Source organism: Streptomyces sp. PA03-6a, from assembly GCF_033792765.1.
Classification (GTDB): Bacteria; Actinomycetota; Actinomycetes; order Streptomycetales; family Streptomycetaceae; genus Actinacidiphila.
In genome coordinates this window covers 1-15543 of the sequence record NZ_JARAVK010000218.1, presented here as the reverse complement: position 1 = coordinate 15543, position 15543 = coordinate 1, and the positions used below count along the sequence as shown (strand labels likewise).

Genomic DNA, 15543 nt, shown 5'->3' with positions numbered 1-15543 from the left:
CCCCAAGCCCACCTGGGACCCGAAGCCGGCCGCCCGCCCCATGCCGCTGCTGCGCCCCACGATCCGGATAAGGCTCACCCTGCTCTACGGCGGCATGTTCCTGATCGCCGGGGTGATACTGCTGTGGATCATCTACCTGCTGGCGGCCCAGGCCATCCGCCAGGGCACCGAGGCGCAGTTCCACGTCGAGGCCGGCCGGCTGTCGCTCACCGGGCTGTGTCCCGAGCTGCCCACCGGCCCGACCAACCCCGACGCCTTCAACAAGGCCTACGTCCACTGCCTGGCCGTGCAGCGCGAGACCGCTCTGAACGTCCTGCTCAAGCGCTCGCTGTTCGCGCTCGTCGGTCTCGCCGTGCTCGCCTTCGCCTTCGGCTACCTGCTGGCCGGCCGGGTGCTGGCGCCGCTCGGCCGGATCACCCGCACCGCGCGCGGCGTGGTGAGCTCCGACCTGACCCAGCGGATCCACCTGACCGGCCCGGACGACGAGCTCAAGGAGCTGGCGGACACCTTCGACGACATGCTGGAGCGCCTGGAGCGGTCCTTCGACGCCCAGCGGCGCTTCGTCGCCAACGCCTCCCACGAGCTGAGAACGCCGCTGGCGATCACCCGCACGCTGCTGGAGGTCCAGCTCGCCGACCCCAACGCCTCCCCGGACATGGCACAGCTGGGGAAGAACCTGCTCGTCACCAACACGCGCAGCGAGCAGCTGGTGGAGGGCCTGCTGCTGCTCGCCCGCAGCGACAACGAGATCGTCGACCGCAAGCCGGTGGACCTCGCCGAGGCGGCCACCCAGGCGCTGGAGCAGACCCGCAGCGAGGCCGACGCCAAGGGCGTGGAGTTGCGTGCCGCGCTGGGCGAGGCGGTCGTCCAGGGCAACGGGGTGCTGCTGGAGCGCATCGCGCTGAACCTGGTGCAGAACGCCGTCCGGTACAACGTCGCGGACCAGGGCTGGGTGGAGGTCACCACGGGCGTCGAGGCGGGCTCCGCGGTCCTGACGGTCGTCAACACCGGGCCCGTCGTTCCCGCGTACGAGATCGACAATCTGTTCGAACCCTTCCGCCGGCTGGGCAACGAGCGCACGGGCAGTGACAAGGGCGTCGGTCTCGGGCTCTCCATCGCCAAGTCCGTCGCCCGGGCCCACGGCGGCACGATCAGCGCGGTCCCGCGCGAGGGAGGTGGCCTGGTCATGCGGGTTGTCGTCCCCGTGTGACCCGTCACACGACACCCCCGGAGGCGTGTTCGCTTTGCGCTGAATTTTGCGGTCTGCGCGCCTCGGGAGCATGCTGTGAGCGATCACACATACGATTCCGGCCGCGGGTACTCTCCGTGATTGCGACCTCCGGGAAAAGACCGGAAAAATCCATGTTTCCGCAGGTCATGATCACGGGAAGTACACGTGGAGGCGCGAGCAAGGTGCGACAAGCGGGCCGTTTCCGGTCATGACCGGCAGCGGATGCGATCACCTCTTCGGGGGTGCGTTTGGGTGTCGATTGAGTAACGGCACTTGATGTAAGGCAAAATCTCCGCTTCGGGCCGGGCACAAGACCGGCCTCCCGTGCGTTACGTGCGCTGGAGACACCGCAGACACCCAGAGGGGGAGAGCGATACATGGCTACTGATTACGACACCCCACGCAAGACCGACGATGACGTCAACGAGGACAGCATCGAGGAACTCAAGGCCAGGCGGAACGACAAGTCGACCTCGACGGTCGACGTCGACGAGTTCGACCAGGCCGAGTCCCTCGAGCTGCCCGGAGCCGACCTCTCCAATGAGGAGCTGTCGGTCCGGGTGCTGCCCCGGCAGGCGGACGAGTTCACCTGCATGAGCTGCTTCCTCGTGCACCACCGCAGCCAGCTGGCGACGGAGAAGAACGGCAACCCGATCTGCCGCGACTGCGCGGCCTGACGGAGAGCCGGACCGTGGCGAGCGACGACGAGCGGGGCCATGAGGCCTCGCTCGCGGGCGCAACGGAGGGGCCGGCGGGCGAGCTCGTCCCGTTCCGTCCCCCCGGCCGTGCCGCACGGGCACGGGCACGCGCCAAGGCGGCGCTGAACACCTTCGTCGACGGGCTCGTCGAGACGGCCCCGAGGGTCCCCGTGAGGGACCTGGAGACGCTTCGCCGCCAGTTCCCCGGGCTCGGGCCCGAGGAGCTGGCCGACAAGCTGGTGAACGCCGCCACGATGGGCACGGCGACGGTCGGCGCCGGCATCGGCGCCGCCGCCATGCTGCCCACCCCGCCGGCCATGCCGGCGGAGCTGGCCTCGGAGACCCTCGGCGTCGCCCTGGTCGAGTACAAGCTCATCGCCGAGCTGCACGAGGTCTACGGGCTGCGCGCCCCGGGCACGCTGCGTCAGCGGTCGGCGATGTACCTCGCCGAGTGGACGGAGCGGCGCGGGATCGACTTCTCCAAGCCGTCCACGCTGAACATCGCGCTCGGCGGCAGGATGAAGCGCGAGCTGCGCCAGCAACTGATGAAGCGCACCATGCGCAACCTGCCGACGCTGACCCCGTTCATGGTCGGCGCGGCCGTCGGTGCCGTGATGAACCGGCGCGACACCAAGAAGCTCGCGGAGCAGATCCGCAAGGACCTGCGCGTCCGCCAGGTGCCCTGGGGCCTGCTGTCCGCAGAGGAGGAGCCCCCGCCCGCGCTCGGGCCCGGTGGCTGAGCCACCCGGCACCGGGCACCCCGAGCCGGGGCGCCGATGTGCTCAGACGCGCACGTCCCGCAGGGCCGCGGCGAGGCGCTCGGGCGAGCGGGTCGACAGGTAGAGGTAGGGCGTCGGGTCGTCCGGGTCGGTGACCTCGACCTTGAGCGCGGTCGGCACGTACGCGCGCAGCAGCATGAAGGCGCGCGGATCGGCCTTGTACGACCGCCAGGCCACGGCCTCGTCCCGGTCCAGCACCGTGGCCTCGCCGAGCGCCGTCACGGGGATCCTCGCGTCCCCGGCCACCAGCGAACCGGCGACCACCCGCAGCCGCGGCGAGCCGTACGCGCTGACCAGGGCCGCTCCGGCGGCCGTACCGCCCACCAGCCCGCCGAGCAGCGCCAGGGGCCCCAGGGGCAGCAGGATCAGCGCCAGTGAGACGCCCGCGCCGACGGCGAGGCCCCACCACGAACGCGGCGCGGTCAGCCGCTCCTCATAGCTCATGACGGTCATGACACCAAGCTTGTCATGCCGTGTCCTCAGCGCCCGCCCCGGGACCGCAGCCTCGTCAGCGCGTGCGCCGCGCGCGGGGGACGCCGCAGCCCCGTGGCGACCTGCTTGGCCCAGTCGGTCGCGGCGGTCGGCAGGGCGGCGTCCAGGACGGCGGAGGACCGGGCGTCGGTGCCCACCAGGTAGCGGGGGAGCGGCCGCGGTGCCGTGAGCGCCCTGAGGACCGTGCGCGCCACCGGGCGCGGCGAGGGCAGCTCCCGCTTGATCATCTCCTCCGCGGCCTCGTACTGGTGCCGGTAGGCGGAGTTGCGGCGCTGCGGGAGCCGGCTCGCGCCGCGCTGCCAGATGTCCGTGCCGTACGAGCCGGGCTCCACCAGCACGACCTTGACCCCGAACGGGGCGGCCTCCATCCGCAGCGCGTCCGTCACCGCCTCCAGGCCCTGCTTGCTGGCGCAGTACCAGCCGAGCAGCGGCATCGAGACCCGCCCGGAGATCGACGAGATGTTGACGATCCGCCCCGCGCGCCGGGCCCGCATCGTGGGCAGCACCAGGCGGGCGATGCGCGCCGGTGCCACCAGGTTGGTCTCCAGTTGCTGCCGGACCTGCTCGTCGTCGACGTCCTCGATCGCACCGGGCTGGGCGATCCCGGCGTTGTTCACCACCGCCCACGGGCCGCCGTCCGTCATCGTGGCGATCTCGGTGAACGCCCGGACGGAGGACGTGGCGTCCGTGACATCCAGCAGCACGGTGCGCACCGACGCGCCGGTGCGCTCCACCGCTTCCCGCAGCGCCTCGCCCTTCTCCTCGCTCCGTACCGTCCCGATGACCTCGAAACCGGCGTGGGCGAGTTCCAGGGTGGTGGCGAGGCCGATCCCGCACCCGGCTCCTGTGACGACGACGGACCTGGGGGTCATGTGGTGCTCCAAGGGAGGGTGCTCCGGTGATGGGCGGGCCGCGGGGCCGCAAGGACAACGGCCGGGCGGCGGGAATGGATCCCGCAGGAGGGTAGGGTCTCCCGCGTGAGTGGAGCTACGACCGACGCCGGCCCGGACCGCCCGGGCCTGACACCGCCGAGCGACGCCGTCGCGCCCGAGCGGCACCCCGACGCCCCCGCTCCCGGCGAACCGCTGGGCGCGCACTACGACCACTGCTTCGGCTGTGGCGGAGCGCAGCCGCACGGCCTGCACCTGGAGGCCACGGCCGGTGAGGGCGTCAGCGTGACCGCGGAGTTCACGGTCCAGCCCGCCCACCAGGGCGCCCCGGGCCTGGCGCACGGCGGTGTGCTGGCCACGGCTCTCGACGAGACGCTCGGCTCGCTGGCCTGGCTGCTGCGGACCATCGCCGTGACCGGCCGCCTGGAGACCGACTTCGTGCAGCCCGTGCCGGTCGGTGCCACCCTCCACCTGGAGGCCCGCTGCACCGCAGTGGCCGGGCGCAAGATCTACTCCACCGCGGTCGGCCGCATCGGCGGCCCCGACGGCCCGGTCGCCGTCCGTGCGGACGCGCTGTTCATCGAGGTCAAGCTGGAGCACTTCACCGACAACGGCCGCCCCGAGGAGATCCGGGCCGCGATGTCCGACCCCGACCAGGTCAAGGTCGCGCGCGCCTTCGAGGTGAACCCGTGACCGGCGGCGGTCGCCCCCCGGTCGACGTCCTCATCCACCGTTTGCACGAGGACGTCCCGATTCCTTCGTACGGGCACCCGGGCGACGCCGGGGCCGACCTCGTCACCACCGAGGCAGCCGAACTGGCCCCCGGTGAGCGTGCCGTGCTGCCCACGGGGGTGTCGATCGCGTTGCCGTACGGTTATGCCGCCTTCGTGCACCCGCGCTCGGGCCTGGCCGCGAGGTGCGGAGTGGCGCTCGTGAATGCCCCGGGAACGGTTGATGCCGGGTACCGTGGGGAGATCAAGGTGATCGTGGTCAACCTGGACCCGCGCGAGAGCGTACGGTTCGCAGCAGGGGACCGGATCGCCCAACTGGTCGTCCAGCAGGTCGAGCGGGTCCGCTTCCACGAGGTGGCGGAGCTGCCCGGCTCGGAACGGGCGGCAGGGGGCTTCGGCTCCACGGGGGGTCATGCCGCGGTGGATGGCTCGCCGGTCGGTCCGTCCGGCAATGGATACGCATCGGTCATCGCTGACCGGGAAGGACAGTGACGTGTTCCGTCGTCGTCGCAAGGAGCGCGGAGACGCCCTCGACGAGCTCGAGGCCGAGGGCCCTGACGAGCTGGCCGAAGACGCCGAGGAGTCGGACGACTCCATGGAGTCCCGTCGGTACAACCTTCCGCCCGCCCCCAGGCCGGACGGCCCGTGGGACGTGAGCGAGGTCAGGGACCCGGCCGAGGGCCGGGTCGACCTGGGCGGGCTGTTCGTGCCCGGTGTGCAGGGCATGGAGCTGCGCGTCGAGGTGGCCGGGGAGTCCATCGTCGCCGCGACCGTGGTGCTCCGGGAGAGCGCCGTCCAGCTGCAGGGCTTCGCCGCCCCCAAGTCGGAGGGCATCTGGGGCGAGGTCCGCGACGAGATCGCGTCCGGCATCACCAAGCAGGGCGGCATCGTCGACGAGGTCGAGGGTCCGCTGGGCTGGGAGCTGCGCGCCCAGGTCCCGGTGCAGCTGCCCAACGGCGCCAACGGCGTCCAGGTCGTGCGCTTCGTCGGCTGTGACGGCCCGCGCTGGTTCCTGCGGGGCGTCATCTCCGGGCAGGGCGCCGTCCAGCCCGAGACCGCCGGCCTGCTGGAGCAGATCTTCCGCGACACGGTCGTCGTCCGCGGCGAGTCGCCGATGGCGCCGCGCGACCCGATCGTGCTGAAGCTGCCCAACGACGCCCAGATGGTGCCCGAGGGCATCGCCCAGGAAGAGGCCGGTCGCTTCTCCGACGGCATCGACCCGATGCGTCGCGGACCGGAGATCACCGAGGTGCACTGAACCCCGGGGCCCAGTGCCCCGGCCACGCAAAACGCCCGTGGGCCGACCTGTGAGAACAGGTCGGCCCACGGGCGTTTTCGCAGGCCATCGGGGTGAACGTCAAAGGTCCGTCAAGGCGCCGTGAGGGCCCGTATGGAAGCCGTCAACGAGGTCCTCGTACGGCGGGGACGGAGGTTTCCTGGCCTGGTAAACGTTCGATCCGAAGCTAGGAGCACACGATGGCCGACCTGGCCTTCGTGGTCACCACGATCGCGGTCTTCGCGCTGGTGGCCCTCATCGCCAAGGGGGTGGCGAAGCTGTGAGCGCCGAGAACGTCGTCGGACTCGTCGTCGCCGTCGCCCTGCTGGGCTACCTGATCCTGGCGCTCGTCCGACCCGAGAGGTTCTGAGTTCCGGACATGGGCCCCATCACCGCTGACGTGCTCCAGGTCACCGCCCTCATCGTGGCGCTGGCCCTGGTGTACCGCCCCTTCGGCGACTACATGGCCGCCGTCTACAGCTCCGACCGCCACCTGCGGGTGGAGCGGCTGATCTACCGCTGCTTCGGCGCCGACCCGGACGCCGAGATGCGCTGGCCCGCCTACCTCAGGGCGGTGCTGGCCTTCTCCTTCGTGGGCGTGCTGTTCCTGTACCTGTTCCTGCGGCTCCAGGACCACCTCCCGCTGTCGCTCGGCTTCGCCGCCATCACGCCCGACCAGGCGTTCAACACCGCGGCCTCGTTCGTGACCAACACGAACTGGCAGTCGTACATGGGTGAGAACGCCATGGGCCACGCCGCCCAGACCGCGGGCCTGGCCGTGCAGAACTTCGTCTCGGCGGCGGTCGGCATGGCCGTGGCCGTGGCGCTGGTCCGCGGCTTCGTGCGCTCCCGCACCGGCGAGCTCGGCAACTTCTGGACCGACATGGTCCGCGGCACCGTCCGCATCCTGCTGCCCGTGGCGTTCGTCGCCGCGATCGTGCTGGTGGGCTTCGGGGCAATCCAGAACTTCGCCGGCTGGCACGAGATCACCACCCTCGCCGGCGGCCACCAGACGCTGACCGGTGGCGCGGTGGCCTCCCAGGAGGCCATCAAGGAGCTCGGCACCAACGGCGGCGGCTTCTACAACGTCAACTCCGCCCACCCCTTCGAGAACCCGGACGCGTTCACCAACCTCTTCGAGATCTTCCTGATGCTGGTGATCCCGCTCTCGCTGACCCGCACCTTCGGGAAGCTGGTCGGCAACATCAGGCAGGGCTACGCGATCCTCGCCGCGATGGGCCTGATCTGGATCGGCTTCGTCACGCTGATGACCTGGGTCGAGTTCGCGCACCCCGGCTCGGCGAACCAGATCGCGGGCGCCGCCATGGAGGGCAAGGAACAGCGCTTCGGCGTCGGCGCCTCGTCGCTGTTCGCGGTGAGCACCACCTTGACGTCGACCGGCGCGGTGGACTCCTTCCACTCCTCCTTCACCGGCCTCGGCGGAGGCATCACCCTGCTCGGGATGATGCTGGGCGAGATCGCCCCGGGCGGTACCGGCTCCGGCCTCTACGGCATCCTGATCATGGCGATCATCGCGGTGTTCATCGCCGGCCTGATGGTCGGCCGCACCCCGGAGTACCTGGGCAAGAAGATCGGCACCCGCGAGATCAAGCTCGCCGCCCTCTACATCCTGGTCACCCCGACCGTCGTACTGGTCTTCACCGCCCTGGCGATGGCCCTGCCGACCCCGCCGCACTCCATGCTCAACAGCGGGCCGCACGGCTTCTCCGAGGTCCTGTACGCCTACACCTCCGCCGGCAACAACAACGGCTCCGCCTTCGCCGGCCTGAGCGCCAACACGCAGTGGTACAACACCACGCTCGGCCTCGCGATGCTCCTCGGGCGCTTCGTGCCGATGGTCTTCGTCCTGGCCCTGGCCGGCTCGCTCGCCCGGCAGACGCCGGTGCCCGCCACCGCGGGCACCCTGCGCACCGAGAAGCCGCTCTTCGCGAGCCTGCTCGTCGGCGCGATCCTGATCATCACCGCACTGACCTACTTCCCGGCGCTCGCCCTCGGCCCGCTCGCGGAAGGCCTGTCATGAGCCGCGCGACCACCCCCACCCCCGCAGAGGAAACCATGTCCACCGACACGCCCATACACGCGCCCGAGGGAGGACTGGCACCGCACGCCCCGGACGCGGGGCCCGGCGCCCGTGTCTCGGGCGGGCTCTTCGACCCGGCCCAGCTGCTGCGGTCCCTCCCGGACGCCCTGCGCAAGCTCGACCCCCGGGTGATGATCAAGTCGCCCGTCATGTTCGTGGTCCTGATCGGCTCGGTGCTCACCACCGTGCTGGCGCTGCTCTCCCCGGCCGACTGGTTCGGCTGGGCGATCACCGCATGGCTCTGGCTCACGGTGATCTTCGCCAACCTCGCGGAGGCCGTCGCCGAGGGCCGCGGCAAGGCCCAGGCCGACACGCTGCGCCGGGCCAAGACCGACACCGTCGCCCGCCGTCTCACGGACGGCGCCGAGGAGCGCGTGCCGGGGACGGAACTGCGCGTCGGCGACCTGGTGGTCTGCGAGGCGGGCGACGTGATCCCGGGTGACGGTGACGTCGTGGAGGGCGTCGCGTCGGTCGACGAGTCGGCGATCACCGGTGAGTCGGCCCCGGTCATCAGGGAGTCCGGCGGTGACCGCAGCGCGGTCACGGGCGGCACCAAGGTGCTGTCGGACCGGATCGTCGTCCGCATCACGACCAAGCCCGGTGAGACCTTCATCGACCGGATGATCGCCCTGGTGGAGGGCGCGGCCCGGCAGAAGACGCCCAACGAGATCGCGCTGAACATCCTGCTGGCCTCGCTGACCATCGTCTTCCTGCTCGCGGTCGTCACCCTGCAGCCGTTCGCGATCTACGCGGGCGCCGAGCAGTCGATGATCGTCCTGGTCGCGCTGCTGGTCTGCCTCATCCCGACGACGATCGGCGCCCTGCTGTCGGCGATCGGCATCGCCGGCATGGACCGCCTGGTGCAGCGCAACGTGCTCGCCATGTCCGGCCGGGCCGTCGAGGCCGCCGGCGACGTCTCCACCCTGCTGCTCGACAAGACCGGGACCATCACCCTCGGCAACCGCCAGGCCGCGGAGTTCGTGCCCGTGGCGGGCGCGGACGAGGCCGGGCTCGCCGACGCCGCGCAGTTGTCTTCGCTGGCCGACGAGACGCCCGAGGGCCGTTCCGTCGTCGTCCTGGCGAAGGAGAAGTACGGCCTGCGCGAGCGAAACGAGGGCGAGCTCGGGCACGCCGAGTTCGTGCCCTTCACCGCGCAGACCCGCATGTCCGGCGTCGACGTCGACGGCCGCCAGATCCGCAAGGGCGCGGCCGGCGCGATCGCCGCCTGGGTCAGCGGGAACGGCGGCACCGTCGCCCCCGACGCGCAGCGCACCGTCGACACCATCTCCGCCGCCGGCGGCACCCCGTTGCTGGTCGCGGTCAAGGAGGACGGTGCGGCCCGTGTGCTGGGCGTCATCCACCTGAAGGACGTGGTCAAGGAGGGCATGCGGGAGCGGTTCGACGAGCTGCGGCGGATGGGCATCCGCACGGTGATGATCACCGGTGACAACCCGCTGACGGCCAAGGCGATCGCGGACGAGGCGGGGGTCGACGACTTCCTGGCCGAGGCGACGCCCGAGGACAAGATGGCGCTGATCAAGCGGGAGCAGGCGGGCGGCAAGCTCGTCGCGATGACCGGTGACGGCACCAACGACGCCCCGGCGCTGGCCCAGGCCGACGTGGGCGTGGCCATGAACACCGGCACCTCGGCCGCCAAGGAGGCCGGGAACATGGTGGACCTGGACTCCAACCCCACCAAGCTGATCGAGATCGTGGAGATCGGCAAGCAGCTGCTCATCACCCGCGGCGCGCTGACCACCTTCTCCATCGCCAATGACGTGGCGAAGTACTTCGCGATCATCCCCGCGATGTTCGCGATCGTCTACCCGGGCCTGGACAAGCTCAACATCATGCAGCTGTCCTCGCCGCAGTCCGCGATCCTGTCCGCGGTCATCTTCAACGCGCTGATCATCATCGCCCTGGTGCCGCTCGCCCTGCGCGGCGTGCGCTACCGGCCCACCAGCGCCGACCGGATGCTCCGCCGGAACCTCGGGATCTACGGACTCGGCGGCCTGGTCGCCCCGTTCATCGGCATCAAGCTGATCGACATGCTCATCTCCCTGATCCCCGGAATCCACTGACGCGAGGCGTGCAGAGAACCATGAACACTTCCGTACGCAACTCCGCCCGGCTGCTCTGGAGCGCCCTGCGCGCGCTGCTGGTGCTGACCGTCGTCCTCGGCGTCGTCTACCCCGTCGCGGTGTGGGGGGTGGGCCAGGCGGCCTTCCACGACCAGGCCAACGGCTCCGAGGTGAAGGTGGGCGGCAAGGTCGTCGGCTCCACGCTGATCGGCCAGAACTTCACCACGGGCAAGGACTTCGCCCCGGACCCCAAGTGGTTCCAGCCGCGCCCCTCGGCGGCCGACGCGGGCGCCGGCGCCGGGCCGTACGACCCGACCTACACCAGCGCGTCCAACCTCGCGGTCACCAGCAAGGCCCTCACCGACCTGGTGAAGGAGCGCAAGCAGGAGGTCGCCGCCTTCAACGGCGTCCCGGAGTCCAAGGTCCCCGCGGACGCGGTCCAGGCGTCCGGCTCCGGCCTCGACCCGGACATCTCCCCGGCGTACGCGGACATCCAGACCGCGCGCGTCGCCAAGGCCAACGGGCTGAGCACCACCGAGGTCGCCCGGCTGGTCAAGGAGCACACGGACGGACGGCAGTTCGGCATCCTCGGCCAGCCGACCGTCAACGTCCTGGAGCTCAACATCGCGCTGGAGAAGCTGGCCGGCTGACCCACCGCCGCCCCCCACCCACCCGGCGTCACGCCCGCCGGGTGGGCTTCGGCGCGCGCGGGGACGCACCGCTGCGCCGAGGGTTGCCCGGCCCGTGGTGGCGGTTCCCGGCCGCCACGACCCGCCACGGCCGGCTACCCGGCGCCGACCGTCACGACGGTCGGCGTCCCCGGCCTCACGCCTGAAGCACCGCCGCGCCCGGCCGTGAGCGCCCGCCGTCGTGGGGCCGTGGGGCGGGTCGCGTCAGGAAGGCGTCAAGCGCCGGGGGTCCGCCGTCAGGGGGCCGACAACGCGGGGCCCGGGACGTGGCCGGCGGGGAGAGAGTGGAAGCACGGAGGGGAGGCCGGCGGAGGCCGCTCGGCGGTGCGGAGGGGGCTGCGGAATGGCGCACACCGTTACCGCTGAGGAGCGGCGGCAGGTGCCACCTGGTCCGGATCCGGACGGCGGTGGGGATTCCGGGTCAGGGAGACGGCACCGTGTTCCGCGCAGGTCTCCCCTCCGTGGGGGGTGGCCGGGCCGGCCGCGTCGCACGTTGACGGCGTGGCTGCGCGGCCGTCCCGGCACCGTACCCGCGCGGTTACGGCTGTTGCGGACGACGGCCCTCGCGGCGTGCGGCGCCCTGGCGGCGGTGCTCCTGGCGGGCGGTGCGTCGGCGGACGACTCCTGGTCGGCGATCCGCACGCACTCCGCGCCCCAGGTCACCAGCGCCGCGGGCCTGTACTTCGCGCTCAGCGACATGGACGCCCAGGTCGCCAACCAGCTCCTGACCCCCGGCGGCGGGGACGCCGCGCGGATCTACGGGCAGCGCCGCTCCGAAGCCGCCGGATACCTCCGCGACCTCGCGGAGGCCGCAGCGGGCGACCCCGACGCCGAGCGGGAGGTCGCCGCCGCCATCCGCGACTTCGGCCGCTACGAGGAACGGGCCGCCCGGGCGCTGCTGCTCGGCGAACGCTCCGACCGGGGCGCCGTCGACGCCTACCGCTCCGCGTCCGACCTGATGCGCACCCGGCTGCTCCCTGAGGCCGACGCCCTGGTGACGGTCAACGACGCCTCCTTCGAGCGCGCCTACGGCCGCGCGTACGACAGGGCGGGCGCCGTGCGCACGGCCGTCGTGTGCACCGGCCTCCTCCTGCTCGCCGTCCTCGTGGTGCTGCAGCTCTTCCTCGCGAGCCGCTTCCGGCGCGTGGCCAACCCCGCCCTCGCTGCCGCCACGCTGATCGCGCTCGCCGCGACGGCCGCCGGCACGGTGGGCCTCGGCGCCCAGCGGGACGACCTGACGGTGGCCCGCAGGGACGCCTTCGACTCCGTCCTCGCGCTCACCCGCGCCCGCGCGGTCGCCTACGACGCCAACGCCGACGAGTCGCGCTACCTCCTGGACCGGGCGCACGCCGCCGGGCACGAGGCGGACTTCCTCGACAAGAGCCAGAGGCTGGCGCGGCTGCCGGGCGTCGCCTCCGTCGACGACTACGACCCCGCCCTCGACCGGGCCCTCGACGCCTACCGCGCGGATCCCGCGGACCTGCGCTTCACCGGCTTCCTCGGTGACGAGTTCCGCAACATCACCTTCCCCGGTGAGCGCGCCGCCGCCGAGCGGGCCCTGCTCCGCTACCAGGCGTACGAGCGCGACGACCGCAGGATCCGGGCCCTGGCCGAGGCCGGCCGGCTTCCCGCCGCCGTCGCGTACGGCACCGGCTACGGACCCGGGGAGTCGAACCACGACTTCGCGGCGTTCGACCAGGCGCTCGGCAAGGTCATCGCCATCAACTCCGCCGCCTACGAGCGCGCCGCCGCGGACGGCGCGGACCGGGCGCTGTCCGTCCCCCTGGGCCTCGCCGGGGCCCTGGGGGCCGCGGCGGCCCTGGTCGTCCTCGGCCTGAGGGCGCGGCTCGCGGAGTTCCGCTGACCGCAGGCGGCGGCACGAGGAGAGCGTCAAGGACGCGTCAACGTGCTCCCCGCAGGAACACCACGCCCGATTTGTCCGCTGCTGGGACCATAGGATTCCTAACGTCGGACGCGCCCGGAAGGGGCACGCCACGAAGCGGAACGTGGAGCCATGGCACGCGGGACTTTGCGGATATACCTGGGGGCGGCCCCGGGAGTGGGCAAGACCTACGCCATGCTCTCCGAGGCCCACCGGCGGCTGGAGCGCGGCACCGACGTCGTCGTGGCCTTCGTCGAGCACCACAACCGCGCCCGCACGGAGGTCATGCTGCACGGCCTGGAGGTCGTGCGGCGCAAGGAGATCGAGTACCGGGACACCGTCTTCACCGAGATGGACGTCGACGCGGTGCTCGCACGCCGGCCCGAGGTCGCCCTCGTCGACGAGATGGCGCACACCAACATCCCGGGCAGCCGCAACGAGAAGCGCTGGCAGGACATCGAGGAACTGCTCCAGGCCGGCATCAACGTCATATCGACGGTGAACATCCAGCACCTGGAGTCGCTCGGCGACGTCGTCGAGTCGATCACCGGGGTGCGCCAGCGCGAGACCGTGCCCGACGAGGTGGTCCGCCGCGCCGACCAGATCGAGCTGGTCGACATGTCGCCACAGGCGCTGCGCCGCCGCATGGCGCACGGCAACATCTACGCCTCCGACAAGGTCGATGCGGCCCTGTCCAACTACTTCCGGCCCGGCAACCTCACCGCGCTGCGCGAGCTGGCCCTGCTGTGGGTGGCCGACCGGGTCGACGAGTACCTGCGGCAGTACCGCACCGACCACCGGATCTCCGCCACCTGGCAGGCCCGTGAGCGCATCGTGGTCGGCCTCACCGGCGGCCCCGAGGGGCGGACGCTGATCCGGCGCGCCGCCCGGATGGCCGCCAAGGGCTCCGGCGGGGAGATCCTCGCCGTCCACATCGCGCGCAGCGACGGCCTGACGGCCGGCTCGCCCAAGGAGCTCGCCGTCCAGCGCACCCTCGTCGAGGACCTCGGAGGTTCCTTCCACCACGTCGTCGGCGACGACGTCCCCGGCGCCCTGCTGGACTTCGCCCGCGGGGTCAACGCCACCCAGGTCGTGCTCGGCACCAGCCGCCGGCCCGCGTGGCAGTACGTCTTCGGGCCGGGCGTCGGCGCGACCGTGGCCCGCGAGTCGGGGCCGGACCTCGACGTGCACATCGTCACCCACGAGCACGCCGCCAAGGGCCGGGGCCTGCCCGTGGCCCGCGGCGCCCAGCTCGGCCGCTCCCGGGTGATCGCCGGCTGGCTGACCGGTGTGCTCGGCCCCGCGCTGCTCTGCCTGGTGCTCACCCAGTTGCACCCCGCCCTGGGCATCGCCACCGACATGCTGCTGTTCATGACCCTGACGGTCGCGGCGGCCCTCGTCGGCGGCCTCTACCCGGCGCTGGTCTCGGCGGTCGGCGGCTCCCTGCTGCTGAACTACTTCTTCGCCCCGCCCCTGCACACCTTCACCATCGCCCAGCCCGAGAACCTGATCGCCATCGTGATCTTCGTGCTGGTCGGCATCGCGGTGGCCTCCGTGGTGGACCTGGCGGCGCGCCGCACCCACCAGGCCGCCAGACTCCAGTCCGAGGCCGAGATCCTGTCGTACCTGGCCGGCAGCGTGCTGCGCGGCGAGCACTCCCTGGACGCCCTGCTGGAACGGGTCCGGGAGACCTTCGGCATGGAGGCCGTGTCGCTGCTGGAGCGGACCAGCGAGCACGACGCGTGGACCTGCGCCGCCGGCGTCGGCAGCCGGCAGTGCCCGCGCCCCGAGGACGCGGACGTGGAGGTGCCGGTCAGCGACAACCTCTCGCTGGCCCTGGTCGGCCGGGTGCTGCCCGCCTCCGACCGCCGGGTGCTCTCCGCCTTCGCGGCCCAGGCCGCCGGCGTCCTTGACCGGCAGCGGCTGGAGGACGAGGCCGCCAGGGCCCACAAGCTCGCCGAGGGCAACCGCATCCGCACCGCCCTGCTCGCCGCCGTCTCGCACGACCTGCGCACCCCGCTCGCCGCCATCAAGGCGGCCGTCAGCTCGCTGCGCTCCGACGACGTCGCCTGGTCCGAGGAGGACGAGGCCGAGCTCCTGGAGGCCATCGAGGAGGGCGCGGACCGGCTCGACAACCTGGTCGGCAACCTCCTGGACATGTCGCGCCTGCAGACCGGCACGGTCACCCCGCTGATCCGCGAGGTGGACCTCGACGAGGTCGTCCCCAAGGCCCTGCGCGGAGTCCCCGACGGCAGCGTCACCCTGGACGTCCCCGAGACCCTGCCGATGGTCTCCGTCGACCCGGGGCTCCTCGAGCGCAGCGTCGCCAACATCGTCGAGAACGCCGTCAAGTACAGCCCCGCCGGCACCCGGGTGCTGGTCGCCGCCAGCGCCCTGGGCGGCCACGTCGACCTGCGCGTCGTCGACCGCGGGCCCGGCGTCCCCGACGTCGCCAAGGAACGGATCTTCGAGCCGTTCCAGCGGTACGGCGACGCCCCCCGCGGCAACGGCGTGGGCCTCGGCCTCGCGGTGGCCCGCGGCTTCGCCGACGCCATGGGCGCCACCCTCCAACCCGAGGACACCCCGGGAGGCGGCCTGACGATGGTGCTCACCCTCCCGGCCGCGCCCGGCAGCACCCCCGCCGCCCCGGACCTCCCGGCCGAGGCGACGACCTGACCGTGCCCGCACCGCAC

14 protein-coding genes are annotated in these 15543 nt (G+C 72.1%); 12 read left to right on the top strand and 2 right to left on the bottom strand.

Annotation, left to right across the window (positions count from 1 at the left end):
- The 3 genes from PV350_RS35870 to PV350_RS35860 form a co-directional block, all read left to right on the top strand.
- A partial coding sequence (locus tag PV350_RS35870) for a sensor histidine kinase (protein WP_500337675.1) occupies positions 1-1210 on the top strand: 1210 nt, incomplete at its 5' end.
- Positions 1211-1608: 398 nt separating this feature from the next.
- Positions 1609-1908 (top strand): DUF4193 domain-containing protein, encoded by a 300-nt coding sequence (locus PV350_RS35865; RefSeq protein WP_018561848.1) that lies wholly within the window; start codon positions 1609-1611, stop codon positions 1906-1908.
- A gap of 14 nt (positions 1909-1922) precedes the next feature.
- Positions 1923-2669 (top strand): hypothetical protein, encoded by a 747-nt coding sequence (locus tag PV350_RS35860; protein WP_499514504.1) that lies wholly within the window; start codon positions 1923-1925, stop codon positions 2667-2669.
- 42 nt (positions 2670-2711) lie between these two features.
- On the opposite strand, the gene PV350_RS35855 is transcribed toward PV350_RS35860, so the two are convergent.
- Positions 2712-3161, bottom strand: coding sequence for a DUF3093 domain-containing protein (locus PV350_RS35855; protein WP_499514505.1), 450 nt, complete (start codon positions 3159-3161; stop codon positions 2712-2714).
- Between the two features lie 26 nt (positions 3162-3187).
- Positions 3188-4072, bottom strand: coding sequence for an SDR family oxidoreductase (locus PV350_RS35850; RefSeq protein WP_500337674.1), 885 nt, complete (start codon positions 4070-4072; stop codon positions 3188-3190).
- A gap of 105 nt (positions 4073-4177) precedes the next feature.
- Between PV350_RS35850 and PV350_RS35845 the strand changes: the two genes are divergently transcribed.
- The 9 genes from PV350_RS35845 to PV350_RS35805 all read left to right on the top strand — a co-directional run bounded on the left by PV350_RS35845 (position 4178) and on the right by PV350_RS35805 (position 15526).
- Positions 4178-4783, top strand: a complete 606-nt coding sequence (locus PV350_RS35845) for a PaaI family thioesterase (protein WP_500337672.1) — start codon at positions 4178-4180, stop codon at positions 4781-4783.
- Positions 4780-5313: a dUTP diphosphatase gene (dut, locus tag PV350_RS35840; RefSeq protein WP_499514508.1), complete on the top strand. Its 534-nt coding sequence runs from the start codon at positions 4780-4782 to the stop codon at positions 5311-5313. Before PV350_RS35845 ends, dut begins: the two co-directional genes overlap by 4 nt.
- 1 nt (position 5314) lies before the next feature.
- Entirely contained in the window at positions 5315-6079 is a 765-nt protein-coding gene (locus PV350_RS35835) for a DUF3710 domain-containing protein (RefSeq protein WP_499514509.1), read from the top strand.
- 298 nt (positions 6080-6377) lie between these two features.
- A complete protein-coding gene (gene kdpF, locus PV350_RS35830; protein ID WP_499514510.1) occupies positions 6378-6467 on the top strand; it encodes a K(+)-transporting ATPase subunit F in 90 nt (29 codons plus the stop codon).
- A gap of 9 nt (positions 6468-6476) precedes the next feature.
- Positions 6477-8138 (top strand): potassium-transporting ATPase subunit KdpA, encoded by a 1662-nt coding sequence (gene kdpA, locus PV350_RS35825; protein WP_499514511.1) that lies wholly within the window; start codon positions 6477-6479, stop codon positions 8136-8138.
- Positions 8139-8173: 35 nt separating this feature from the next.
- Positions 8174-10279, top strand: coding sequence for a potassium-transporting ATPase subunit KdpB (gene kdpB / locus PV350_RS35820; protein ID WP_500337671.1), 2106 nt, complete (start codon positions 8174-8176; stop codon positions 10277-10279).
- Positions 10280-10299: 20 nt separating this feature from the next.
- Complete coding sequence (gene kdpC / locus PV350_RS35815; RefSeq protein WP_499514513.1) at positions 10300-10929, top strand: potassium-transporting ATPase subunit KdpC; 630 nt, start codon at positions 10300-10302, stop codon at positions 10927-10929.
- 382 nt (positions 10930-11311) lie between these two features.
- Positions 11312-12832 (top strand): GlnX family signal transduction membrane protein, encoded by a 1521-nt coding sequence (locus tag PV350_RS35810; protein ID WP_500337669.1) that lies wholly within the window; start codon positions 11312-11314, stop codon positions 12830-12832.
- 150 nt (positions 12833-12982) lie between these two features.
- A complete protein-coding gene (locus tag PV350_RS35805; RefSeq protein ID WP_500337668.1) occupies positions 12983-15526 on the top strand; it encodes a DUF4118 domain-containing protein in 2544 nt (847 codons plus the stop codon).
- Positions 15527-15543 lie beyond the last annotated feature (17 nt).

What these genes read in the sequence shown, in the direction of transcription:
- PV350_RS35810 (WP_500337669.1), top strand. Translation starts at nt 11,312, where the DNA reads ATGGCGCACACCGTTACCGCTGAGGAGCGGCGGCAGGTGCCACCTGGT.
- kdpB (WP_500337671.1), top strand. Translation starts at nt 8,174, where the DNA reads ATGTCCACCGACACGCCCATACACGCGCCCGAGGGAGGACTGGCACCG.
- PV350_RS35805 (WP_500337668.1), top strand. Translation starts at nt 12,983, where the DNA reads ATGGCACGCGGGACTTTGCGGATATACCTGGGGGCGGCCCCGGGAGTG.
- PV350_RS35865 (WP_018561848.1), top strand. Translation starts at nt 1,609, where the DNA reads ATGGCTACTGATTACGACACCCCACGCAAGACCGACGATGACGTCAAC.
- kdpC (WP_499514513.1), top strand. Translation starts at nt 10,300, where the DNA reads ATGAACACTTCCGTACGCAACTCCGCCCGGCTGCTCTGGAGCGCCCTG.
- kdpA (WP_499514511.1), top strand. Translation starts at nt 6,477, where the DNA reads ATGGGCCCCATCACCGCTGACGTGCTCCAGGTCACCGCCCTCATCGTG.
- PV350_RS35850 (WP_500337674.1), bottom strand. Translation starts at nt 4,072, where the DNA reads ATGACCCCCAGGTCCGTCGTCGTCACAGGAGCCGGGTGCGGGATCGGC.
- PV350_RS35855 (WP_499514505.1), bottom strand. Translation starts at nt 3,161, where the DNA reads ATGACCGTCATGAGCTATGAGGAGCGGCTGACCGCGCCGCGTTCGTGG.